General features: G+C 64.3%; 24 protein-coding genes and 1 pseudogene. 15 read left to right on the top strand and 10 right to left on the bottom strand.

What is annotated here, in order from left to right; all coding sequences use genetic code 11:
• The first annotated feature begins 39 nt into the window (after window positions 1-39).
• Complete coding sequence (locus BLS52_RS13830) at window positions 40-981, top strand: hypothetical protein (protein ID WP_139186271.1); 942 nt, start codon at window positions 40-42, stop codon at window positions 979-981.
• Window positions 982-1067: 86 nt separating this feature from the next.
• On the top strand, window positions 1068-2609 hold the full coding sequence (locus BLS52_RS13825) for an LPXTG cell wall anchor domain-containing protein (RefSeq protein ID WP_090587491.1): 1542 nt from the start codon (window positions 1068-1070) through the stop codon (window positions 2607-2609).
• A 54-nt stretch (window positions 2610-2663) separates the two neighbouring features.
• On the opposite strand, the gene BLS52_RS13820 is transcribed toward BLS52_RS13825, so the two are convergent.
• From BLS52_RS13820 to BLS52_RS13795, 6 genes are all read right to left on the bottom strand, one after another.
• A complete protein-coding gene (locus BLS52_RS13820; RefSeq protein ID WP_090587489.1) occupies window positions 2664-3740 on the bottom strand; it encodes a Gfo/Idh/MocA family protein in 1077 nt (358 codons plus the stop codon).
• A 102-nt stretch (window positions 3741-3842) separates the two neighbouring features.
• Window positions 3843-4937: a substrate-binding domain-containing protein gene (locus BLS52_RS13815; protein ID WP_090587487.1), complete on the bottom strand. Its 1095-nt coding sequence runs from the start codon at window positions 4935-4937 to the stop codon at window positions 3843-3845.
• 58 nt (window positions 4938-4995) lie between these two features.
• Window positions 4996-6285: a multiple monosaccharide ABC transporter permease gene (gene mmsB / locus BLS52_RS13810; protein ID WP_090587486.1), complete on the bottom strand. Its 1290-nt coding sequence runs from the start codon at window positions 6283-6285 to the stop codon at window positions 4996-4998.
• Window positions 6286-6308: 23 nt separating this feature from the next.
• Window positions 6309-7847 (bottom strand): multiple monosaccharide ABC transporter ATP-binding protein, encoded by a 1539-nt coding sequence (gene mmsA / locus BLS52_RS13805; RefSeq protein WP_090587483.1) that lies wholly within the window; start codon window positions 7845-7847, stop codon window positions 6309-6311.
• Between the two features lie 121 nt (window positions 7848-7968).
• On the bottom strand, window positions 7969-9177 hold the full coding sequence (locus tag BLS52_RS13800; protein WP_090587481.1) for an ROK family transcriptional regulator: 1209 nt from the start codon (window positions 9175-9177) through the stop codon (window positions 7969-7971).
• Window positions 9178-9209: 32 nt separating this feature from the next.
• On the bottom strand, window positions 9210-9731 hold the full coding sequence (locus BLS52_RS13795) for a gamma carbonic anhydrase family protein (protein WP_090587479.1): 522 nt from the start codon (window positions 9729-9731) through the stop codon (window positions 9210-9212).
• A 272-nt stretch (window positions 9732-10003) separates the two neighbouring features.
• Here BLS52_RS13795 and BLS52_RS13790 point away from each other — a divergent pair, with 272 nt between their 5' ends.
• Complete coding sequence (locus BLS52_RS13790; RefSeq protein ID WP_139186270.1) at window positions 10004-10993, top strand: hypothetical protein; 990 nt, start codon at window positions 10004-10006, stop codon at window positions 10991-10993.
• 240 nt (window positions 10994-11233) lie between these two features.
• On the opposite strand, the pseudogene BLS52_RS13785 reads toward BLS52_RS13790, so the two are convergent.
• Window positions 11234-11398 (bottom strand): annotated as a pseudogene (locus tag BLS52_RS13785) (DUF1737 domain-containing protein); the annotation flags it as partial.
• 32 nt (window positions 11399-11430) lie between these two features.
• Window positions 11431-12261 carry a formyltetrahydrofolate deformylase gene (gene purU / locus BLS52_RS13780; protein ID WP_245702878.1) on the bottom strand — a complete coding sequence of 277 codons (831 nt, stop codon included), beginning with the start codon at window positions 12259-12261 and terminating at the stop codon, window positions 11431-11433.
• A gap of 421 nt (window positions 12262-12682) precedes the next feature.
• Between purU and glyA the strand changes: the two genes are divergently transcribed.
• From glyA to BLS52_RS13750, 7 genes are all read left to right on the top strand, one after another.
• Entirely contained in the window at window positions 12683-13978 is a 1296-nt protein-coding gene (gene glyA, locus BLS52_RS13775; protein WP_090587473.1) for a serine hydroxymethyltransferase, read from the top strand.
• Entirely contained in the window at window positions 13972-14136 is a 165-nt protein-coding gene (locus tag BLS52_RS18560; protein WP_156929968.1) for a hypothetical protein, read from the top strand. The genes glyA and BLS52_RS18560 overlap by 7 nt, the downstream gene beginning before the upstream one ends.
• On the top strand, window positions 14137-15012 hold the full coding sequence (locus tag BLS52_RS13770) for a bifunctional methylenetetrahydrofolate dehydrogenase/methenyltetrahydrofolate cyclohydrolase (RefSeq protein WP_090587471.1): 876 nt from the start codon (window positions 14137-14139) through the stop codon (window positions 15010-15012).
• 93 nt (window positions 15013-15105) lie between these two features.
• Entirely contained in the window at window positions 15106-16047 is a 942-nt protein-coding gene (locus tag BLS52_RS13765) for an ABC transporter ATP-binding protein (RefSeq protein ID WP_051470478.1), read from the top strand.
• Entirely contained in the window at window positions 16040-16930 is an 891-nt protein-coding gene (locus tag BLS52_RS13760; RefSeq protein WP_090587469.1) for an ABC transporter permease, read from the top strand. Before BLS52_RS13765 ends, BLS52_RS13760 begins: the two co-directional genes overlap by 8 nt.
• A 5-nt stretch (window positions 16931-16935) precedes the next feature.
• Window positions 16936-17760 carry an ABC transporter permease gene (locus tag BLS52_RS13755; protein ID WP_090587525.1) on the top strand — a complete coding sequence of 275 codons (825 nt, stop codon included), beginning with the start codon at window positions 16936-16938 and terminating at the stop codon, window positions 17758-17760.
• A gap of 58 nt (window positions 17761-17818) precedes the next feature.
• Window positions 17819-18178, top strand: a complete 360-nt coding sequence (locus tag BLS52_RS13750) for a VOC family protein (RefSeq protein ID WP_090587468.1) — start codon at window positions 17819-17821, stop codon at window positions 18176-18178.
• 56 nt (window positions 18179-18234) lie between these two features.
• On the opposite strand, the gene BLS52_RS13745 is transcribed toward BLS52_RS13750, so the two are convergent.
• A complete protein-coding gene (locus tag BLS52_RS13745; RefSeq protein WP_090587466.1) occupies window positions 18235-18927 on the bottom strand; it encodes a class F sortase in 693 nt (230 codons plus the stop codon).
• 16 nt (window positions 18928-18943) lie between these two features.
• Window positions 18944-19717: a CHRD domain-containing protein gene (locus BLS52_RS13740; RefSeq protein WP_090587465.1), complete on the bottom strand. Its 774-nt coding sequence runs from the start codon at window positions 19715-19717 to the stop codon at window positions 18944-18946.
• A 178-nt stretch (window positions 19718-19895) separates the two neighbouring features.
• Between BLS52_RS13740 and BLS52_RS13735 the strand changes: the two genes are divergently transcribed.
• The 5 genes from BLS52_RS13735 (at window position 19896) to BLS52_RS13715 (ending at window position 23990) form a co-directional block, all read left to right on the top strand.
• A complete protein-coding gene (locus tag BLS52_RS13735; RefSeq protein WP_026544289.1) occupies window positions 19896-20387 on the top strand; it encodes a hypothetical protein in 492 nt (163 codons plus the stop codon).
• A gap of 9 nt (window positions 20388-20396) precedes the next feature.
• Complete coding sequence (locus tag BLS52_RS13730) at window positions 20397-21260, top strand: exodeoxyribonuclease III (protein ID WP_090587463.1); 864 nt, start codon at window positions 20397-20399, stop codon at window positions 21258-21260.
• Window position 21261: 1 nt separating this feature from the next.
• Window positions 21262-22305, top strand: a complete 1044-nt coding sequence (gene trpS / locus BLS52_RS13725; RefSeq protein WP_090587462.1) for a tryptophan--tRNA ligase — start codon at window positions 21262-21264, stop codon at window positions 22303-22305.
• Between the two features lie 4 nt (window positions 22306-22309).
• Window positions 22310-22915, top strand: a complete 606-nt coding sequence (locus tag BLS52_RS13720) for a 2'-5' RNA ligase family protein (protein ID WP_175460177.1) — start codon at window positions 22310-22312, stop codon at window positions 22913-22915.
• 94 nt (window positions 22916-23009) lie between these two features.
• Window positions 23010-23990, top strand: a complete 981-nt coding sequence (locus BLS52_RS13715; protein WP_090587460.1) for a YihY/virulence factor BrkB family protein — start codon at window positions 23010-23012, stop codon at window positions 23988-23990.
• Window positions 23991-24124 lie beyond the last annotated feature (134 nt).

Raw genomic sequence — 24124 nt, 5'->3', positions numbered from 1 at the left:
TTCCTGAGATAGTCAGTCTCTTCGCAGGGGGTGGTCCGGGTGCCCGCAGGCAAGTCATTTGTTGCTGCCGCCCGGCTGTTCCTCCTTGGCGCAGGCAGTGCGACCATCTGGGCGGCGCTTTCCGTGAGTCCTGCATTGGCGGACGACGGCGGGCTTCTTCCTGGCACCGGTGACCTCACCTCGGCTGTCATCGCTGCAGACCCGGTGAGCGAGGGCTTGGTCCCTTCGCCCGTGACTGGACTTGTTCCCGTAGCTCCCGCGGAAGATCCTGCACCCGTCGGACTGATCCCTGCGCCCGAGCCGGTTGCCGAAGTTATCGAGCAGGTTGTTGCACCTGTTCAACAGGTCGCTGCTCCGGTGACAGGGCTCGTGCCGGCTGTCGAGCAGCTGGTCGCGCCGGTGGTGGAATCGGCGGTGGCTCTGATCGAGCCGGTAACGGCGATCGTGGAGCCGGTAGTGCAGGTAGCTGAAGAAGCCCTTCCCGAGCCGCTCACCGTTCTGCCCGAGACCGATGAACCGGTCAGCGCGCCGGTTTCGGTGGAGGAAATCCTCGACGTGGTTGTGGCGCCGCCGCGGGCTGCCGAGCGTGCTGGCGTCGAGGGCGCCGTTGACGAGAGCGCCGTCGGCGAGATGCCCGCACCGGCTTCTGAGAGCGGCGTCGCCTCCGCCCGGTTCCTGCCCGGCGAGGGTTCATCCCCGCCGCAATCGGCGCAATCCCTTGAGTCTTCCGCCGCCGCCCACGAGGTTCCGCGCGGTGAGCCGACGGACGCCTTGGCCGATGCCAGTCCGTCGGGTTCATCACGGCTGGGCGTGACGGTGGCACCGTCGGTCGGCGCGTCGGGATCAGGTGGGGCCATTGGCCTGGCCATTCCGCCGCCGTCGTGGTCGGTTCTTCCCACATGGTTTGTCCTCGCCGGACAGCAGGTCCCAGGCGGGCTTCCTTCCGGTCCTTCCTACGATCCCGGTTCCACTCCCGATTGATCAGGTCCATGCTGCCCTTTTTCAGGCAGCAGCTGGTCCTTGTGGTGCTTTGACACCACTTTCAATTCAATCTGGAGGAAAGAGTCATGCATACGTGCATACGAAGGGGAATCAGGGTATTCCTGCTGACCGGGGGCATTCTTGTTCTCGGCGCCGGCGCAGCAAATGCTGAAGAAGCCGGTATTGACGTTGTTGCAAATGTTGTCGCTGAGGTTGGTGCGGCTGACTCGGCTGTCGCTGCGGAGGCGAACGTGGACGCTGCGGTGGTGACTGAGCCGGTTTCCGATGCTGTGGTTACTGCGGATGCGAATGTTGACGCTGCTGTTGTGCTGGGTGCCGGTGACGGTGTGCTTGGTGATGCGGCCGTGGCTGGCGACGCTGCTGTGGATCTGGACGCCGGTACTGAAGGCGGTGCGCTTGCGGGTGATGCCGCTGTTGCGGTGGACGCTGCGGTGGTGACTGAGCCGGTTTCTGATGCTGTGGTGACTGCGGATGCGAATGTTGACGCTGCTGTTGTGCTGGGTGCCGGTGACGGCGTGCTCGGTGATGCGGCTGTGGCTGGCGACGCTGCCGTTGTGCTGGGCGCCGGTACTGAAGGCGGTGCGCTTGCGGGTGATGCCGCGGTAGCAGTGGACGCTGCAGTGGTGGCTGAGCCGGTTTCTGATACGGCGGTGGCAGCGGATGCGAACGTGGACGCTGCGGTTGTGCTGGGTGCCGGTGACGGTGTGCTTGCGGATGCCGCGGTAGCAGTGGACGCTGCAGTGGCGACTGAGCCGGTTTCTGATACAGCGGTGACTGCGGATGCGAATGTTGATGCTGCGGTGGTGCTGGGTGCTGGTGACGGTGTGCTCGGTGATGCTGCAGCGGATGCTCGTGTTGACGCGGCGGTAGTGCTGGGTGGCGGTGATGGAGTGCTCCGTGGTGCTGCGGCGAATGCGAATGTTGACGCTGCTGTTGTGTTGGGTGCCGGTGACGGTGTGCTCGGTGATGCTGTTGCGGATGCGAGTGTTGATGCTGCTGTGGTGCTGGGTGCCGGTGACGGCGTGCTTGCTGACGCGGCCGTGGCTGGTGACGCTGCGGTGGTTCTTGGCGCCGGTGACGGTGCGCTCGACAGCGATACCGCTCTGGATGGCAATGTTGACGCTGCGGTAATGCTTGGCGCTGGTGACGGTGTGCTCGATGGCGCCGCTGTGGATACGAACGTGGAGGCCGCTGTCGCACTGGGCGTGGCGTCTGAAACCGGTGGGCCGTCAGGTGATGACGGTAACGACAACGGTGGCGCCGTGGGGGGCGTCACCGCTGACGGTGGTTCCGACGAAGGTGTTACCACCCAAGGCGGCGCTATCGGCGGAGCGGCAAACTCCGGAACCGGGACAAGTGCCTCGGGAGTGGCGCTGCGGACCGGAACCAACACCAACACCAACACCGGGACGGTGATTTCGGTGGCAAGCACGGGATTTACCGCCTCGGCGTCGTCTGCTGCCGGCTCTGCCGGGACGGCGGCAGCATCAGGTTCTTCCCTGGCTCAGACGGGAACTGACCTGTACACCCTCCTCGGACTGGCAGGGCTGCTCATAGCTTGCGGCGCCGTTCTGACCGTCCGCCGACGGACGGGGGTGAGGGCCTAAAGGATCCGCTTGCCGGCCGGTTCCTGCACAGCACCGGCCGGCAAACGGTCTTTCCTAGCGGTCGTCGTTGGCGTACCGGACGCCCAACTGGGCCCGGACGCCGTCGAGCATCCGCATGGTGTCGAGTGTGTGCTGCAGCGGCATAGTGGGGCTCTCAAGGAGCCCTTCCTGGATGCAGCGGGTGGTTTCACGGAGCTCGTACGAGTACCCGTTACCCGCCTGCTCGAACTTCTCGACCCGCGCCTCACCACCGTGCGGCTGCACATACAGCTCACGCGGATTGTGAAGGGGAGCCGACGTACGGAGCCAGCCAAGGGTGCCCGCAACGGTGGCCTGGCACGGTCCGGAAGCGATCAGTGAAGAGCTCAGCTGGGCCTGCGCACCGCTCGCATAAGTGAGCGTGAGTGCGTTCTGGGTGTCGACGCCGTCGTTATTCAGTGTGCCCTCAGCGGAAACGGAGGTGGGGAATCCCAGCGATCCCAATGCCCAGGTCGACGGATAGACGGTGAGGTCCAGCAGCGCACCGCCGCCGGCGAGCGGGTCCCAGAGACGAGCCTCGGGGTCATAGACGGCCGGAAAACCGAGGTCAGCCTGAACCCAGCGGATGTCGCCCAGTTCACCGGAGTGAATGATGTCAAAGGCCCTGTTGACGCTCGGCAGGAAGCGGGTCCAGACGGCCTCCATGAGGAAGACACCCTTGGCCTGCGCCAGGGCAATCAGCTCCTCCGCTTCATGGGCGTTGACGGTGAGAGCTTTCTCACACAGGACGTGCTTGCCCGCTGACAAGAGGGCTTTGCAGACCTCGTAGTGCTGGCCGTGCGGAGTGGCAACATACACCACGTCGACGTCGGGGTCCTGGGCCAGCCGCTCGAAGCCGCGGGCACCGTCGTCGTCGTAGTGGGCGGTCACAAAGCCGTAGGTGTCAGCGAAGGCGCGTGCCCGCTCCTCGATCCGCGAGCTGACCGCCTGCAGGACAGCGTCTTCGAGTTGGGCCAGATCTTCGGTGACTTTCCGGGCGATGCTACCGGTGGCAACGACGCCCCAGCGCAGCGGTTCGCCGGTGGCGGTGAAGGGTGACGGCGCGTCCGGGGCAGCGCAGGGGGGTACGGGGAAGCGGAGGTTCGTGGTCATTCCTTCATACTTCCCAATGCGGCAGGAGCAGTCCACCTGTGACGCTACACGGAAAAGCTCCCCGGCCGCGTTCGGGGCGGCCGGGGAGCTCTTTGGGGCGTGCTACTTGGTCAGTTCAGAGAGCGTGGGATCGTCGGCGTACGCTTCGGCAGCGTTTTCCTGGGTGACGATCTGCGGCTCGAGGAGGTAGGCCGGAACCACCTTTACCCCGTTGTCGTAGGTCTCGGTGTCGTTGACCTCGAGTTCCTCGCCTGCGGCGAGACCCTCCACCATGGTGATCGCGTGGGCAACCAGGTCGCGGGTGTCCTTGTTGATGGTGGAGTACTGCTCGCCGGCCATGATCGACTTGACCGACTCAACCTCCGAATCCTGCCCAGTGACGATCGGCAGGTCCTTGCCGGCAGCCTTGACGGACGTCAGGATTGCGCGGGCCAGGGTGTCGTTGGGGGAGAGGACGCCGTGCAGCTCCGTGTCGGTGTAGTTGCCGGTCAGCAGTGTGTCCATGCGGCGCTGGGCGTTCTCGGCCTTCCAGCCCTGGGTCACCGCCTGGTTGAACTCGGTCTGGCCGGAGACAACATTGAGGTTGCCGGCTTCGATTTCGGGCTGCAGCACGCTCATGGCGCCGTCGAAGAAGACCTGAGCGTTGGCATCGTCGGGGGACCCTGCGAACAGCTCAATGTTGTACGGACCCTCGCCGCGTTCGGCCATGCCGTCCAGAAGCGCCTGGCCCTGGAGTTCGCCGACCTGGAAGTTGTCGTACGCAACGTAGTAGTCAACGTTCTCGGTGTTGGTCAGCAGACGATCATAGGCGATGACGGTGATGCCGGCGTCCTTGGCCTGCTGCAGCTGGGTGCCGAGCTGGGCGCCGTCGATCGCACCGACGATCAGAACCTCGACACCATTGGTGATCATGGAGCTGATCTGGTTCTGCTGCTCCGAGACTCCGCCGTTGGCGAACTGTACGTCGGGCTCATACCCGGCTTCAGTCAGACCATCGTTGAACAGCTGCTCTGCCAGAACCCAGTTTTCCGAGGTCTTCTGGGGAAGGGCAACACCGATTGCTGCGCCTTCTTCGAAACCGGCAGCTGCCTCGCCGCCGCCTTCGGTGCCCGTACCCGTATCCTCACGGCCGCACGAGGTCAGCGCCAGCGCTGAAATTGCAGCAATAGCTGCGAAGGATTTTGCGAAATTACGCATTCCATTCTCTTTCTTTAGCATTTTTGCTTTGTTGGTCAATGAAGCTTGAAGAGGTCCGTCAGAGGACCTGTTTGGTGCCGACGGCCTCCCGGGCGGCCAGGTTCTCCTCCGCGTCTGCAGGCGCCTCCGGCTTGTTCCGGCCGCCGCCGAAGCCGCGTGCAAGGAGGCCGGTGATGGACGGCTTGCCCTGGCTCTTGTTGTAGACATCGAACGCGACGGCGACCAGCAGCACCAGGCCCTTGATGATCTGCGTCATATCAGCGCCGATACCCAGCAGCTGGAGGCCGTTGTTGAGGACGGCCATCACGAGGCCCCCGATGATCGAACCCACAACGGTGCCGACGCCGCCGGTCACCGCCGCACCGCCGATAAATACGGCGGCAATCGCGTCAAGTTCCCAACCGACGCCGTCAAACGGGCCGGATGCGGTGGAGCGGCCAACGAAGATCATGCCGGCCAGCGAGGCAAGGATGGACATGTTCATCATGACAAGGAAGTTGATGCGGCGGCTCTTGACGCCGGACAGCTCTGCTGCGTGGCGGTTGCCGCCGACGGCGTACACGTGTCGACCGGCGATGGTCTTGTTGGAGATGAAGCCGTAGATGATGACGAGGACGCCGAGGATCAGCCCGGGGATCGGAAACGAGGTGCCCGGGCGCCCGGTGGCAAAAAGGTAGGTGGCGTACAGAATGGCCGCAGAGACGAGGGCGATCTTGAGGACTGAAACCCACATCTCCGGTGTTTCCGCACCGACCCGCTCAAGCCGCTTGCGGTTCTTCAGCTCGTTGTAGATCACCACTCCAACGAGGAGGAAACCGAGCAGCAGGGTGAGGTTGTTGTAGCCGGTGACTGGTCCAACCTCGGGAAGGTAGCCGGAACCGATGTACTGGAACTCCTGCGGCACAGGAACGGTGTTCGACTTCCCAACGAACTGGTTGGCACCGCGGAAGAGCAGCATACCCGCGAGCGTGACGATGAACGCCGGTATGCCGACGTAGGCAACCCAGAACCCCTGCCAAATGCCGATCAGGGCGCCCAGACCAAGCCCGACGAGGATACCCATGTACCAGGGGATGCCCCAGTCCCGCATGGCGATCGCCACCACGATGCCGGCGAAGGCAGCGATTGACCCCACTGAAAGGTCAATATGGCCGGCGATGATGACGAGCACCATACCGATGGCCAGAATGAGGATGTAGGAGTTTCCGTTGAACAGGTTCATCATGTTCGCGGACGTCAGGGTCTTTCCACCCGTCTGCCACTGGAAGAAGATCACCAGCGCGATCAGCGCGAAGATCATTCCGAACTGGCGGGTATTACCGCCAAAGAGTTTCTTGAGAGAATTCATTGTGGTAGCTCCTTGGCAGCGGTTCAAGCAGATTTCCTGCTGGCGGTCATGAGTTTCATCAGGGATTCCTGGCTTGCTTCGTCACGGCTCACCTCGCCGGTGATTGCGCCTTCGAAAATGGTGTAAATCCGGTCGGAGAGTCCGAGGAGCTCCGGCAGCTCCGATGAAATGACGATGACGCCCTTCCCCTGATCGGCCAGACGCTGGATGATTCCATAGATTTCATACTTTGCACCGACGTCGATGCCACGGGTCGGCTCGTCAAGGATCAACAGGTCTGGATCGGTGAACATCCACTTGGCGAGCACAACTTTCTGCTGGTTGCCGCCGGAGAGCTTTGCGACGCCTTCATTCACACTGGGGGTCTTGGTCCGCAGTGATTTCCGGTACTCCTCGGCGACCACGAATTCCTGGTCAGCGTCCACCACCAGACCCTTGGTGATCTTCTGCAGGTTGGCTGCCACAGTGGTGGCTTTGATGTCATCGAGCAGATTCAGCCCGAGCGACTTCCGGTCCTCAGTGACATACGCGAGGCCGTGCTCAATGGCCTGCGCAACATTTCGGAGCTGGATCTCCTTGCCGTCCTTAAAGATCTGCCCGGACTTGAAATTTCCGTAGGAGCGTCCAAACACCGAGCGGGCGAGCTCCGTGCGTCCGGCGCCCATCAGACCGGCGAATCCCACGATTTCCCCGCGGCGTACCGTGAAATTCGAGTTCTTGCAGACCAGACGGTCGCCGACAGCAGGGTGCCCGACGGTCCAGTTTCGTACCTCAAAGAAGACCTCGCCGATCTTCGGGGTGTGGTCGGGGAACCGTGACTCAAGGGAGCGTCCCACCATCCCGCGGATAATGCGGTCCTCGTCCACGCCGTCGTTCTTAACGTGGAGGGTTTCGATGGATTTGCCGTCACGGATGATGGTGATGGAGTCGGCGATCTGCTCGATCTCGTTGAGCTTGTGCGAGATCATGATGCATGAGATGCCCTTGGACCGCAGCCCGGCCATCAGGTCCAGGAGGTGCTGTGAGTCCGACTCATTAAGCGCCGCAGTTGGCTCATCGAGGATGAGCAGCTTGACCGACTTGCTCAGGGCCTTGGCGATCTCGACAAGCTGCTGTTTGCCCACTCCGATGTCCTTGACCTTGGTGGTCGGCTCCTCCCGGAGACCCACACGGGCCATCAGCTCGAGGGTGTCCGAGTTCACCTTGTCCCAGTTGATGACTCCGAAACGCGTTGGCTCGTTGCCGAGAAAGATGTTCTCAGCGATGGACAGCTCCGGAATGAGAGCCAGCTCCTGGTGGATGATCACAATGCCGGCCGCTTCGCTGGACCGGATGTCCTTGAACTGGACTTCCCTGCCCTGGAAGACAATCCGTCCGCTGTAGGTGCCGTGAGGATAAACCCCGGAGAGAACCTTCATGAGCGTCGACTTGCCCGCGCCGTTCTCGCCGCAGATCGCGTGGATTTCACCTGCTGTGACGGACAAGGAAACGTTGTCCAGCGCTTTCACGCCGGGGAATTCCTTCGTGATCGACTGCATCTCGAGGATGATGTGATTATCCATGGAGGCCTTCCCGCGACTGACGGCGCTGTCTGCAGGCCGTTGATGGCCCGAAGAAAAGTTAACCCTGTGTGGGGTGTTGCAGTCAAGTCTTGAACGCAAAATGATATGAACTGTTAGAGGCTCAACCAAGAATGGAACTCGGTTGGGAGAGAACGACGGCGGCCCCTCCCAGTGCTTCCGCCCGTTCCCCAAGCGACCCCATGCACACCGTGGTCGACTCACCGACGACCGGAACCGCATGGCGCAGCAGGCCGCGCCGGACGGGATCGAGGAGGATGTCGCCGAGGTCCGTGAGGGAGCCGCCGAGAACGATGAGTTCCGGGTTGATCAGGTTTGCGACGTGGGCCACCGCGCGTCCGATCGCAAGTCCGGCGTCGTCAATGACACGGAGCGTGGCGGTGTCGCCGCGCAGGGCCAGTCGCACAATGTCCGGTGCCATCAGGGGGCGGTCGGTGGTGCGCTGAAGCAGACTGATCATCGTCGACGTGGAGGCAACCGTTTCGAGGCACCCGCGGTTGCCGCACCGGCAGATCAGGCCGTGCTCGTTGATCGTCATGTGACCGAGCTCGCCGGTGATTCCGACGTTCCCGTAATAGAGCGAGCCGTTCAGGATAAGCCCTGCGCCGATGCCCGAACCGACCTTCACGAAGATGAGATTTTCCACCGAACTGTGCGGGCCCCAGGTGACCTGCGCCAAGGCGCCGAGATTGGCGTCATTGTCAATGAATACGGGTATTCCCAGGCGCTTTCCGAAGGTCTCGAGGATGTTGATTCCCACCCACTCTGGCAGGATTGCGCCCTGCACGACCGTCCCCGACCGGCGGTCGATGGGCCCCGGGATGCCGATGCCCGCGCCCAGGACCGAGCTTCGCGGGATGCCCTGCTCGGCAAGGAGCCTGTCGAGGAGCTCCGCCGCTGCATCAAGACCTTCCGCTGCGGTGTGTCCGGCTTTGAGGGCGATGGCTTCCTCACCCAGGACGCGATAGTCAGGCCCCGCAAGAACAACCCTCAGGTGCCGTCGGCCGATGTCGATGCCCACCGCAACCGAACCGTCGTCGTTGAGTGCAACGGAGAGAGCCCTACGCCCGGAGCTGGTGGTTGGACTGGTGGTCACCGTTCCCGAGCGGGACATGCCGCGGACAATGTTGGAGACCGTCGCCGTCGACAGCCCGGTCTGGCGGGCAAGCTCGGCCTGGGTCTGCGGGCCTCCGGTTGCGAGTGCCTGGACAATCCGCTGCTCGTTCGATTGCCGCAGGGCTGACTGTGAGCCCGGTTTGGCGGGGGCTCGACGAGGGTTGGACCGCGACGGCGCGGCGGACTCTACGGACATGCATACACATTCCTACATGCAGGTAGTTGCCGTCAAGAAGTAAACGCAACTCGGTGACTTGCGGCCAATTCCTGATACCTCCTCGCGTTATTGCGGACACCCTGCAGTTCCTCATCGGTCAACTCCCGGCGCACCTTTGCGGGGACCCCGGCCACCAGGGATCGCGGAGGAATCTGTGTGCCTTCAAGAACGATGGCGCCGGCAGCAACCAGCGACCCGGTTCCGACGGTGGCGCCGTTCATGATGGTGGCGCTCATGCCGACAAGGCAGTCGTCCTCGATGGTGCATCCGTGGACGACGGCGCTGTGCCCCACGCTGACCCGGTTCCCGACAGTGGCGGGAAAGCCCGGGTCGGCATGCACGACGACATTGTCCTGCAGGTTGGTGCCTTCACCGATGCTGATGGTTGCGGTATCTGCCCGGACGCTCACGCCGTAGAAGGCGCTAGAGTTTTCGCCGAAAGTCGCATTACCGATGATGGACGCCGTAGGCGCCACGAACACCGACTCCGGAACCGAGGGAGTATGACCGCTGAACTCAATGATGTGTCCCATCCGCCCAGCCTATCGCCGCAGTCGGGCTGTGAGCCGTGGTGCGGGCGGGCCAGCGGGGTCCGAGGCGCAATCCGGACGGGGCTGGGAGCAATGTGGACGCGATGACGAGCAATCCGGACGCGACGACGAGCAATCCGGGCCGTGGTGAGGGAAAAGTTGCTCACCCCGGTCCAGGTTGCTCACGAGTTGCCCATCGCCACCCGCGCAGTGCGTTATCCACAGAACCGGTTCGGCTTCCCCGCGCGGCAGGCTGATGGGATTTGCTGGGAATCATGGGCGACTTTCCACTTCCAATCCGCACCAGCGCAGACAAACCGTACGACGAGGCCTGGCCGCGCGAACTCTCCCGACGTGCCAGGAGCGGCGAGCTGCTCCGGATCAGACATGGATGTTACGTGGACGCGCAGGATTGGAGGCTGCTTGAAGACGAGGAACGCTACCGGGGAATGCTCGCAGCGATGGTTCGCACCGCACGTCGGACTCCGCTCTTCGGCGCAGAAACTGCTGGAGTGCTGTGGGGTTTTCCCCGGCCTGATCTGCCATCGGACGTCCAGATGATCGTGCCGGTGGGAAGCGGACGTAGGAGTAGCAACGGAGTCCGTCGGATCACTCGCGATCCATACCTGTCCACGCCCGTAGCGCTCGACCATGGCATGCAAGTGACCGACAAAGTCCAGACCGCCGTCGACCTCGCGCTCATTTATGACTTTCCGTGGGCGGTTGCCGTCATGGACCGGCTGCTCAACACCAAGCCCCTTCCGGTAGAAAACCGTCGTCGGCCGGTAGGGAAAGCCGAAGTGGAGGAATGCGTGGCACTGCTTCCATCGGGCGCCAAAAGACGAAAAGCCCGGCGGGTTCTGCAGTTCTCCGACGGCCGGGCGATGTACCCGGGGGAGTCGCTGAGCCGGGTGCATATAGCCGAACTCGGTTTTCCTGAGCCCGATCTGCAGTACAGCGTGATGGATGAGATGGGACTGGCGGCGGTGGTCGACTTCTGGTGGAAGGATTACGCGCTGGTGGGGGAGTTCGACGGCCGGGGAAAGTATCAGAAACCCGAGTACATGAACGGCAGAACGGCGTCCCAGGTTGTCATCGATGAAAAGAATCGGGAGAACCGCGTTCGTGCCACGGGAAAGAACGTCGTGAGGTGGGAGTGGAGGGAAGCGACAGGCCCGCAGCTCCTCGCGCGAGAGCTGACCAGGGCGGGCTTGCCACGTTCCAGCCGACGACCGTCAGAGGTAGGTCGGGGCGGGCGTGAGTGAAATGGACTTCACGTGGAGCAAACCGGACCGGGGTGAGGGAAAGGTTGCTCACCTCGGTCCAGGTCACTCACCGCACCGGCTGCCGCCCGCGACCGGCTGCGGAAAGGTTGCTCACCTCGGTCCGGGTTGCTCACCGCGACGCTGCTCGCGGTCCAGGTTGCTCACGGAGACGGCTACTGGCCCCGGGCTACTGCACCCCGGGCAGCCGTACCCGGGGCACCCGGGCCCAGCTCAGTCCTCGAGGACCACAGCCTGCGCCACGATCACGCGGTCGCCGTTGTACGTCACCGAGGGCGAGCCGTGCAGGCGGTACCCGCTCTCGAGCGCCTCGCTGACCCGGGCGCAGAAGGCGCGGTCATCCGGGCCGGTCAATACGCGGTAGCGCAGCGGTGTTTCCTCGCTCATGGTGTCTCCTCAGGAAAGGTCAAACAGCACGGTCAGTTGAAAACCACGGTACGCGTGCCGTCAAGCAGCACCCGATGCTCGGCGTGCCACTTCACGGCCTGCGCGAGGGTGCGGCTTTCGACGTCGGCTCCCATGGCCACCAGCTGGGTGGCGGTCCGGGCGTGATCCACCCGGATGACCTCCTGCTCGATAATCGGTCCTTCGTCCAGGGCAGGGGTCACGTAGTGGGCGGTCGCGCCAATCAGCTTCACGCCCCGGGCATGCGCCTGGTGGTAGGGGCGGGCACCCTTGAAGGACGGCAGGAACGAGTGATGGATGTTGATCGCCCGGCCCACCAGCTGGGAGCACAGGGTGTCGCTGAGCACCTGCATGTAGCGCGCCAGCACCACAAGCTCGATCCTGTGCTCGGCAACCAGCTCCAGCAGCCGCTCCTCGGCTTCGGCTTTCCCGTCGCCGGTTACCGGAACGTGGTGGAACTCGATGCCGTAGAACGCTGCCAGCTCGGCGAGATCGGTGTGGTTCGAGACGATCACGGGCACCTCGATGGGCAGCATGCCGGCACGCTGCTGGAACAGCAGATCGTTGAGGCAGTGTGCGGATTTCGACGCCATGATCAGCGTGCGCGCCGGAGTTCCTTCCGTGTGCAGGCCCCACGTCATCCCGAACGCCTCGGCCACCGGGGCCAGATGTGCCTCCACCGCGCGCCGTTCAGACCTGGTGGTGATGGCAACCCGCATGAAGAACGTCCCCGAGTCCGGGCTGCCGTACTGCTGGGATTCGGTGATGTTGCAGTCAGCGGCCACCAGCGCTCCGGACACGGCATGGACAATCCCGGGCCGGTCATCGCAGGAGAGCGTCAAAATGAACGACGACGGCGCGCCCCCCGCGAAATCGCCGGAAAAGTTGCCGGAAGAACCACCCGAAAAGTTGCCGGGGAACCCGGCCTGCGCAGCTTCAGTCACCGTCCAAGGTTACCGTTCCGCCGGCGGAACGCCGTCGTCGTCGTACGCTGCCACCTCCGCCGCAGCTGTCACCGTCCGACACAGTAGGAAGCCCACGGTGACCACCCTCTAGAATGGCTTGCGTCGCGACTGGCGTTGGGTGGGTAACCACCAGGAAGCGGCATGCGCCGTCCTGTACGACGGCGCGCAGCGCCGACCACGGATCGCACGCCTGGGCCGTGGGTCAAGTCCCCCTCTGTTGCTCGGGCCCGAAACTTCGGGTGCGCCCGGGTCAACAGGTAGCCTGACCTGTAGAACGCTCACCCATCATCAGGAGCCTCCCGTGACTTCATCCTCTCCCTCTGTGACCCAGTCCGTGACCAACGCACCGCTGTCCGAGGTGGACCCGGAAATCGCCGCGGTCCTCAACAACGAACTCGCCCGCCAGCGAGACACTCTCGAGATGATCGCGTCCGAGAACTTCGCACCGCGCTCGGTCCTCGAAGCACAGGGCTCGGTCCTGACCAACAAATACGCCGAGGGTTACCCCGGCCGCCGCTACTACGGCGGCTGTGAACACGTGGATGTTGCGGAGAGCCTGGCCATCGAACGCGTCAAGGCCCTCTTCGGCGCGGAGTACGCCAACGTGCAGCCCCACTCGGGCGCCCAGGCCAACGCCGCCGCGCTCGCCGCAATGATCAAGCCGGGCGAGAAGATCATGGGCCTCTCCCTGGCCCACGGCGGCCACCTCACCCACGGCATGAAGCTGAACTTCTCCGGAAAGCTGTACGAGGTTGCCGCGTACGGCGTGGAGAATGACACCCACCGCCTCGACATGGACCGCGTCCGCGAGCAGGCCCTCGCCGAGAAGCCGCAGGTCATCATCGCCGGCTGGTCCGCGTACCCCCGCCACCTTGATTTCGCGGCGTTCCGCTCCATCGCCGATGAGGTGGGCGCACTGCTCTGGACCGACATGGCGCACTTCGCCGGCCTCGTGGCGGCCGGACTGCACCCGAGCCCGGTTCCGCACTCCGACGTCGTCACCTCCACCGTCCACAAGACCCTCTCCGGTCCGCGCTCGGGCGTGATCCTCGCGAAGCAGGAGTGGGCCAAGAAGCTCAACTCGAACGTCTTCCCGGGCCAGCAGGGCGGACCGCTCATGCACGTCATCGCGGCCAAGGCCACCGCCTTCAAGATCGCCGGCTCCGAGGAGTTCAAGGAGCGCCAGGAGCGTGTCCTCGAAGGTGCACGGATCATCGCCGAGCGGCTCATGGGCGCTGACGTCACCGAGCACGGCGTGTCAGTCCTCACCGGGGGCACCGACGTTCATCTGGTGCTCGTTGACCTCCGCAACTCCACACTTGACGGACAGCAGGCCGAGGACCTCCTGCACTCGGTCGGCATCACCGTGAACCGCAATGCGGTCCCCAACGATCCGCGTCCGCCGATGGTCACCTCCGGACTGCGCATCGGCACCCCCGCACTGGCCACCCGCGGGTTCGGCGCCGCAGAGTTCACAGAGGTCGCCGAGATCATTGCAGCGGTGCTGAAGCCCGAAGCCGACGTAGACGCGCTGCGTGCACGTGTATCCCGCCTCGCGGCCGATTTCCCGCTCTACCCCGGACACGAGGAATGGTAGAAGACCTCCCGCCGGGCGCACTGGAGTCGGAGGCAGCCCGCTCCGACGAGTATGAAATCCCCACGGACGAATGCTGTTTCACCGGATGCTGTGAGCGCGGAAAAGCGTTCCTGCTCGAGGAGCTCGACCGGGAACAGGCCAACAAAGGAGCCGCGTAAATGAGCGCACAGATTCTTGACGGCAAGGCAACGGCGGCCGCAATCCGCACCGAACTGACCGAGCGCGTCAGCGCCCTGAAGGCACGGGGAGTCACACCCGGCCTGGGCACGGTCCTGGTGGGCGACGATCCGGGCAGCCACTCCTACGTCGGCGGGAAGCACCGGGACTGCGAGCAGGTGGGCATCAGGTCCATCCGCCGCGACTTGCCCGGAGACATCACCCAGGAAGACCTCGAAAAGGTCATCGACGAGCTGAACGACGACGACGAAACCACCGGCTACATCGTCCAGCTGCCGCTTCCTGCGCACCTGGACGCGAACGCCATCCTGGAGCGGATGGCGCCGGAAAAGGACGCCGACGGGCTGCACCCGACGAACCTCGGAAGGCTGGTCCTGAATGTCAGCGCCCCGATGGACTCGCCGCTGCCCTGTACCCCGAACGGCATTGTTGAGCTGCTCCTGCGCCATGACATCCACCTGCGGGGAAAGAATGTGCTGGTGGTGGGCCGTGGGGTCACCGTGGGACGGCCGCTCGGCCTGCTGCTCACCCGCCGCGAGATCAACGCGACCGTCACGCTGGCACACACCGGCACGGTGGATCTGGAGCGCCACCTCAGCGAGGCCGACGTCGTCGTTGCGGCTGCGGGCATGCCCGGCATGATCACTGCCGAACACCTCAAGCCGGGGGCCGTCGTCCTCGACGTCGGTGTGACCCGCGTGGTCGATCCGGAGACCGGGAAGGCCACCCTGCGCGGTGACGTGGCGCAGGACGCGGCCGGCGTCGCCGCCTGGCTTTCGCCCAATCCCGGCGGAGTGGGCCCCATGACCCGCGCCATGCTGCTGATGAACGTCGTGGAAGCAGCCGAGCGTCAGTGAGCCGTCGAGTTTTTGTCGTCTATCTGCTGCCAAGGCACCGCCAAAACAGCAGATAGGCGACAAAAACTTTGGGGGAGGGCCTACGCTGTTCTGGTGCCCAACCAAACTATTCCGAACTACGTCATCTCTGCTGACAGGCTGAGCAAGCACTACGGCGATTTCGTGGCCGTCGACGGCATCTCCTTCGATGTACCCCAGGGCGAATCCTTCGGGCTGCTCGGCCCGAACGGTGCCGGAAAATCGACCACCATGAAGATGATCGGCGGCGTCTCCCAGCGCACCTCCGGCAAGCTGACCATCATGGGGCTGGACCCGGAACAGCACGGTCCGGAGGTACGGGCGCACCTCGGTGTGGTCCCGCAGCAAGACAACCTTGACGAGGAACTCCGGGTCCGCGACAACCTCCTCGTGTACGGCCGCTATTTCGGCCTGCCGATGAGCTATCTCAAGCCCAAAGCCGACGAGCTGCTCGAGTTCGCCCAGCTCACTGACAAGGCGAAGGCGAAGGTCGACTCGCTGTCCGGCGGCATGAAGCGGCGCCTGACCATCGCCCGGTCGCTCATTAACGAGCCCAAGATTCTCCTGCTCGATGAGCCGACCACCGGTCTCGACCCCCAGGCCCGCCACATCCTCTGGGACCGCCTGTTCCGCCTGAAGGAGTCCGGGGTTACCCTGATCCTCACGACCCACTACATGGATGAGGCGGAGCAGCTCTGCGACCGCCTCGTCGTCGTCGACAAGGGACAGATCATGGCCGAGGGTTCCCCCGCCCGGCTCATCCGCGAGCACTCCACCCGCGAGGTGCTTGAACTCCGCTTCGGCTCGGAACGCAACACGACGGTGGCGGCGGACCTGGCCGGAATCGGCGAGCGGCTCGAACCCCTTCCCGACCGCGTGCTGATCTACACCGATGACGGTGAGGCCGCCCTGGAGCAGGTCACCGCCCGCGGCCTCCACCCCATCACCTCGCTGGTGCGCCGGTCCTCGCTCGAGGACGTCTTCCTGCGCCTGACCGGCAGGAGCCTCGTTGACTAGCAGCCGGGCCGGCAGCCCAGACAGCCAGCCGGCAGAACAGACGACGACGGCGGCACGCCCCCTGAGCGCCCACCCGCCGAAAATTTCCGCTGAACGGGCCCGAAAGTTCGGCTCCTGGTATTACGCCGAACATGCGCTCAAGGTGATGAACGGCTACCGCTGGACCCTGCTGGCGTACAGCGTCGGCAACCCGGTGATGTACCTCTTCGCGATGGGCGTGGGCCTGGCCACCCTGGTAGACAGCAACAGCGCCGAAAGCGTATTCGGGGGCGTCAGCTATCTCGCCTTCATTGCCCCGGCACTGCTGTCCTCGGCGACCATCATGACGGCGGCCACCGAGTTCACCTACCCGGTCATGGACGGCTTCAAGTGGCGGCGCGTCTACTACGGCCCGCATGCCTCCCCGCTGGCAGTGCACCAGATCGTGAACGGGTACATCATTGCCATCTCACTGCGGCTGTTCCTGATGTCGGCCGTCTACTTCGCCATCGTTGCCGCGTTCGGGGCGTCACCCTCGGCGTGGGGGTCGGTGGCGATCGTGGTTGCGGTGGTGTGCGGGCTGTCGTTCGGACTTCCCCTGATGGCCTACTCGGCGAGCATCACCGAGGACAAGGGGCAGTTTGCGCTGGTGATGAGGTTCATCGTGACCCCGCTGTTCCTGTTCTCCGGAACCTTCTTCCCGCTGGAGACGCTGCCCCTCGGGCTGCGCTGGATCGGCTGGATCTCCCCGCTGTGGCACGGAACGGAACTGGGCCGGGTGCTGACCTACGGCTACGCGGAACCGCTCTGGCTGTCAGCGGTACACGTGCTCTACCTGGTGGCGCTGGCGCTCCTTGGCTGGGTCCTGGCCCGCCGGGTGTATGAGCGGAGGCTGGGTAAGTGAGCAACATGCTGACCGAGGAGGATTACCGGGTACAGGTGAAGGACCGCCCCTTCAGCGCGCTCTACTCGCGCAATGCCAGGGCGGTGATTGCCCGCGGCCTGAGGGCAACGAAGAGCAGCAACTGGCTGATCATGGTGTCGGGCTTCTTCGAACCGGTGCTCTATCTCATCTCGATGGGAGTGGGGCTGGGCGCCCTGGTGGGCACCGTCGTCGGGCCCGGCGGGGAGGAGATCAGTTACGCCGCGTACATTGCGCCGGCGCTCCTTGCCGTGTCCGCAATGAACGGCGCCGTGTACGACTCCACCTGGAACGTGTTCTTCAAGATGAACTTCGCCAAGCTGTACCAGGGGATGCTGTACACCTCCCTGGGGCCGCTGGACGTCGCGATCGGGGAAATCTTCCTCGCGCTGCTTCGCGGAGCCCTCTATGCCACGGGGTTCACCGCCGTGATGGGGCTGATGGGACTGATAACCACGCCGTGGGCGCTACTGATGGTGCCGGCGTCGGTGCTGATTGCGTTCGGGTTCGCCTCCTTCGGGATGGGCATCACGAGCTACATGAAGACCTTCCAGCAGATGGACTGGATCAACTTTGTCATGTTGCCCATGTTCCTGTTCTCGGCGACCTTCTACCCGTTGAGTGTGTATCCGCAGGCCATCCAGTGGTTCATCCAGGCGCTGCCCCTCTGGCACGGGGTGGAACTGCTCCGGCAGCTCAGCGTCGGGATCTTCACGCCGGCGACGGCCATCCATGTCACCTATTACCTGGTGATGATCCTCGTCGGGATGGTCCTGACCACCACACGCCTGCGGAAGCTGTTCCTCAAATAGGACAGCCGATGACCGCTTCGGGCTTTCCGGCGCCGCGCGCGGGGCCGATACTGGAACCATGATCGGGAAATGGCATGCAACGGTGTTCGACTGTTCAAACACGGACCAGCTGGCGTCCTTCGACGAGGACCTGCTCGGGATGATCCGCGTCCAGCATGATGACAACGGCTGGATCACCATCGGAGATGCCCCGGACCGCCCGGCGCTGGCCTTCCAGCAGGTCGAGGGCTACACGCCGCCCAGCTGGCCGGGCCAGGACATTCCGCAACAGGTGCACCTCGACATCCGGGTGGATGACCTTGACGTGGCGGAGCAGCAGGTGCTCGCGCTGGGAGCTACGAGCATGGATTCGGGTACCGGGACGTTCAGGGTGTTCCTGGACCCGGCCGGTCATCCCTTCTGCCTGGTCAGCTGGTAGGTCTGGTCAGCTGGTAGGCCCGGTCAGTCGGTAGGCCTGGTCAGCTGCGAGGCATCTCAGGTCACCAGTTCGGCGTAGACAACGTAGTTGTCGTCGAACTCGCCGGTGGCCGGATCGTAGCCGTCGCAGGTGATGAGGCGGATCTCGGCGCCCTCGGTGTTGCCGTACACCCTCTGCGTGGGGAATTCGTCCTTCGGGTACTGTTCGCCCTTCGTCACCGCGAAGGTTGCGGTTGAGCCGTCCTCCCGCTGGACCTCAATGAGGTCACCCGCCTTGAGCGCCCTGAGATCTGCGAAGACCCCGGGTCCGCCGCCGGTCGCGTTGACGTGCCCGAGAAGGACAGCCGGTCCGCGCTCGCCGGGGGTAGGGGACTGGTTGTACCAGCTGGCCGGAGCGCCGGGACCTTCCGGGGGTACTTCGAGACTGCCGTTCTCCCGCAATCCCAGGGAAAGCAGGTCCGACCCGGCACCGATCGCGGGGATGGAGAAGGAGACGGGTGCGGAAGCCTCGAGCACCGGAGGCAGCTCCGGCTTGGGAAAGGCGGACGCCGGATCTGTTGCCGCGGGGGAAGCAGCTGTTGGGGAAGGGGCGGGCGAGGCGGTCGCTGAAGCGGAGGGCGCCGTCGTCGTCGTTGCCGGAGGTTGGGAGCCATCTTCGGCAACGGTGCTGCCGCAGCCGGAGAGGATGAACACGGCGGCCGCCGCAGAAGCGGCAAGGCTTCTGCGACGGCCGGTGATGGAACTGATCATGGGATCAGGTTATTCCTTAGTTGTTGTTCGCGCGGCGGACGGCGTAGGTGCCGCCGGCTGCTGCTGCCAGGACCAGGCCGCCACCGAGGGCGATCATGCCCAGGTTGGAGCCGGTCTGCTGCTCTACGCCGGTGTCAGCGCCGCCCTGGGGCATGGCGCCCATCTGGGCTGCGGTCAGGGTGCCACAGAGAGCAGGCGAGGTGGCGCCCAGGGGCAGGTTGGGGTCAAGATCGCTCGGGGAGTTGAACACCTCTTCGCTGACGCCTGCAGTGGCGGGATCAAGACCATGAACCACAACCACAGCGGTTCCGGCTTCGAGAGCCGCGTGGGTCTCCTCATTCAGCTCAAAGGTCCGCTGGACGGTGTAGGAGCCGCCCTGGCCGCCCAGTGCGAGGTCAAGACCGGCAGCGGGGCTCGTGTCACCGCTGGTGGACAGCGTGGTGACGATTCCGCCGTAGCCGCCTGCACCTTCGGTGACACTGACGAGGCCGTCACCGTTCTCATCATTGGCCGGAGTGGGGCAGACGCCCTGTGCGCCGCCGTGGATGTGCTGGACGTGGGGGTAGGGGCCGTCCAGGAAGGTCTCGGCGAGGCCGGAGACCTGAAGGTTAACGGTGGCCTGGTTGTCCTGCACATCGACCGTGATGGTGCCGGTACCGGTGGTGCCGTTCAGCTGTCCAAGCGTTGCGGAGTAGGACTCGGCGTGGTCGGCCGCCATGGCCGGTGCACCGCCGAGGGCGAGCAGACCGAGTGCGAGAGTGGGAACTGCGAAAAGAGCGTTCTTGTTCATGATTCCTCCATGATGCGAATGGAACGCGCACCGGAAAAGTACGCATGACCCTAGTTCGGGGTGGTCTGCATCACGGATGGGTGGAGTTTGAAAAAATCTTCTGCGTGCCCGCCCGGCCGGCTTTTCGCCGGTGGTGGAAGCCGCCCGGACGGCTCCGCCGGTTTGAGACAATAGGAGCATGCAACCACTGGGAACTTCTGGAAAAACCGCGGGCAAGGGCCTGAGCCTGCGCATGGGCGGCGTCGGAATGGCCATCATGCTTGTCGTCTTCCTGGTCGCGGTGGTTTTCGCGGCCAATGAGAACGACGTCGTCGGCTGGCTTGTGGTGATCATCTCCCTTGGGTGGCTGCTGGTGTTCAGCTTCGTGGTCTTCACGGTGCGCTCAGCCGCCCGCAAGGCCAGCGCACGGATCGACGAGTTCAACAGGACCGCCGGCGGCGGTATGGCGGGCAGGGGACCGGCTGCGCCCAGCGCTGCCATGCGGGATGAAAAGCTGGACCACAGCTTCAAGATCGTCCAGGTCCAGGCCCGCGTGATCCGTGATCATCTCGGCAAGGACCAGGGCATGGTGGACCGCGCCCTGGAAACCATTGAGATCACCTCCCACAATGCCCGGAGCATGATGAAAAACAACGACGACGGCCCCGTCGAGGGCACCGTCGTCGAATAGCGCTCCGGTATGGTTGATCGGGTGAGTTTGGCACCGACCCTGAGACACAGCAAACACCCTGAAGCGCTCCGCGTTGCCACCGTGAACGTCAATGGCATCCGCGCCGCCTACCGGCGGGGCATGCAGGAATGGCTCGCGGACAGGAACGTGGACATCCTCTGCCTCCAGGAGGTCCGCGCCCCGGACTCCGTGGTACGGGAGCTCCTAGGGGACTCCTGGCACATCCTGCACTCCGAGGCCGCCGCGAAGGGCCGTGCCGGTGTTGCCGTCGCATCCCGCCTGGCGCCCTCCGAGACCCGCGAGCATATCGGCGACGAATACTTCGCATCGGCCGGCCGCTGGGTGGAAGCCGATTTCGACCTGGGCGGATCCACCCTCAGCGTGGTCAGCGCATACGTCCACTCCGGTGAAGCCGGTTCGCCGCAGCAGGATGACAAGTACCGGTTCCTCGACCTGATGAAAGCCCGGCTCACTGAGCTGCGCAGCACCCGGGACCACGCACTGGTGGTGGGGGACCTGAACGTCGGTCACACCACCCGCGACATCCGGAACTGGAAGGGAAACCTGAAAAAGGCCGGCTTCCTGCCGGAGGAACGCGCCTACTTCGATTCCTTCCTCGGCGACGCCGTGGGTTGGGTCGACGTGCACCGGGATCTCGCCGGCGACGTGGACGGTCCGTACACCTGGTGGTCCTGGCGGGGCAAGGCGTTCGACAACGACGCCGGCTGGCGCATCGATTACCACCTCGCCACCCCTGAGCTGGCAGCAGCCGCCACCTCCGCCGTCGTTGACCGGGCGCACTCCTGGGAAGCCCGCTTCTCGGATCACGCGCCGCTTGTTGTCGACTACCAGCTCTTACAACCCCAGGACTGACATGACTTCCTCTTCCACCGGCCGCCAGCGAGTCCTGTCCGGCATGCAGCCCTCGGGCAGCTCCCTGCACCTGGGCAACTATCTCGGTGCCCTGGTGCAGTGGGTTCGGATGCAGGATTCCCATGATGCGATTTACTTCATCCCGGACCTGCATGCCATCACGGTCCCGCAGGATCCCGCGGAGCTTGCCGAGCGCACACGCCTGACTGCCGCCCAGTACATCGCCGGCGGGGTGGACGTGGACAAGTGCACGCTCTTTGTCCAGTCCCACGTTCCCGAGCACGCCCAGCTGGCCTGGGTGCTGAACTGCATCACCGGGTTCGGTGAAGCCTCGCGGATGACCCAGTTCAAGGACAAGTCACTCAAGCAGGGGGCGGATTCCACCTCCGTGGGACTGTTCACCTACCCCGTCCTCCAGGCCGCGGACATCCTGCTGTACCAGCCGGAGGGTGTCCCCGTCGGGGAAGACCAGCGCCAGCACATCGAGCTGAGCCGGGATCTCGCGCAGCGCTTCAATACGCGTTTCGGCGAAACGTTCGTTGTCCCCAAACCATTCATCCAGAAGGAATCGGCGAAGATCTACGATCTGCAGAACCCCACGGCCAAGATGTCGAAGTCCGCGAGCTCGGCGGCAGGGCTGATCAACATCATGGACGAGCCGAAGGTTACCGCCAAACGTATCAAGTCAGCAGTGACGGATGACGGCACCGAGATCCGCTTCGACCGCGAGGAGAAGCCCGGCATCTCCAACCTGCTCTCCATTTACTCGCTCCTGACGGACAAGAACATGGATGACGTCGTCGGCCATTTCGAGGACCGCATGTACGGGCATCTGAAGGTGGAGCTCGCTGACGTCGTGGTGGACCGGTTGGAGCCGGTCCGTGCACGGGCGCTGGAACTGCTGTCGGATCCGGCGGAGCTTGACCGGCTGCTCGCGGTGGGAGCGGAGAAGGCACGGGCGATTGCGTCCGTTACGCTGGCAGATGTGTTCTCGAAAGTAGGGTTTCTCCCAGCGCATGGCCGCGGACCGGCGGGTGCCTTCTAGCATCATGAGCCACCCCGTCAGCGACACCGAGCAGTTCCAACCGACCTACATCGTGGGCCGGCGGGCTGTCGAGGGCTACAGCGTGGGCGTTGTGATTGCCATTCCGGATCCCATTGCCGGGGAGCTGGAGCGCTGGCGGGCTTCCTTCGGCGATCCGATGGCCGCCCTGGTGCCCCCTCACATCACGCTGATCACCACCACACCGGCCACGGACTGGCCGTCCACCATTCAGCATGTGCGGGAGGTCGCCGCCGCCCAGTGCCCGTTCACGGTGACGCTGAAGAGCACGGGCACGTTCCGCCCGCTGACTCCGGTGGTCTTCATCAACGTGACCGAGGGATTTGCCTCCTGCGTTGACCTGCACCGAAGGTTGCAGGCCGGGCCGCTTGCCCGCGACCTCGAGTTCCCCTTCCACCCGCACGTCACCGTGGCGCATGACGTGAGTGAGGCCAACATGGATGCTGCCGAGCAGCAGCTGGAAGACTTCGAGGCCTCGTTCACCGTACGTACCATGGGACTGTATGAGCATGATGTGACGGGCGTGTGGAAACTACGGGAAGAGCTTACTTTTGGTCAGAACGCTGCCGCCGGCGAAAAAGCAGGAGCCTGACACACCGTTTCCCACGGAGCGGGCCAAGCTCCGGCTGAAAGTGCTGCGGGCCCGGCGGGAACTCGGGAGGGTACGTCGCGAACACAGCGGAGGCATGCCCGTCCTCACGGCCACGTTCACCTACGTGATGGCCAGGCTGGGTGCGTTCCGCCCCATGCGGGCATTCCAGCTCTACACACAACGCCACGGACCGCTGATGGCTGCAGGCATCGCCTACAACATGTTCTTCGCTGTGGCAGCGCTGCTCGTCGTCGGCTTCTCCATCGCAGGTCTGGTGGTGTCAGGAAACCCTGAGCTCCAGGCGATGATCGTGCGCGCGGTGGACAGGACTACTCCGGGGCTCATTGATACCGACGGTCCGGGAGGCGGGTCGGGCATCGCCAGGCCGGAACAGCTTTTCGGCCTGGAATCCAGCCTCAGTATGGCGCTGCTGATCTCGACCCTGGTCATGCTGTTCACCTCGCTGCGGTGGATCGGCGGACTCCGTGAGGGAATGCGCGGCATCTTCGATGTTCCCGCCGTTGAGACCAATCCCATCCTGATGAAGCTCAAGGACCTGCTCATTCTGCTGATCCTGGCGGTGGCGCTCGTGGTGACCACCGCCGTGGGCGTCATCGCCAACACCGTCCTGGACCTGGTGCTCCCGCTGGTGGGCCTCGACAGCGCTGCCAGGACCCTCACGCAGATCGCGGGGTTCCTGGTGACCCTGCTCCTCGACACGCTGGTGGCTGTCATCCTGTTCCGGGCTGCCTCGGCAATCGAGATGCCGCGCAAGGTGCTGCTGCAGTCCGCGCTGATCGCCGGCGTCGGAAGCACCGTCCTGCGTACGTTCAGCACCCTGCTCCTGGCCGGCGTCGACCGCAATCCGCTGCTGGCACCCTTCGCCGTCATCCTCGGTCTGTTTGTCTGGTTTTTCCTGTTGAGCCAGGTGTACCTGCTGGCCGCCGCGTGGGGCGCCATCGGGTCCGCTGACGCGCGGTCCGCCCGTTCCAGGGACCGCGCCGGGCGCGCCCGGTCGCTGCGTCAGCGCAGCCGCGCGGCAGCGGCAAAAACCTCGGAACATTCGGGCAGCTAAGGCGGGATCCCAGGCGCTGGAGTCTCCTTACCTGCGCAAAATTTCCAAAAAAGGGGTGGGAACGACGACGGCGCGCGGCCACCTTTCGGTGACCACGCGCCGTCGTTGATCAGCTGCGAGCCGTGACTGCGCTG

The organism is Arthrobacter subterraneus (assembly GCF_900099735.1).
In the GTDB taxonomy this organism is placed as follows: Bacteria; Actinomycetota; Actinomycetes; order Actinomycetales; family Micrococcaceae; genus Arthrobacter_D; species Arthrobacter_D subterraneus.
This window is presented reverse-complemented; position numbering and strand designations above follow the sequence as displayed.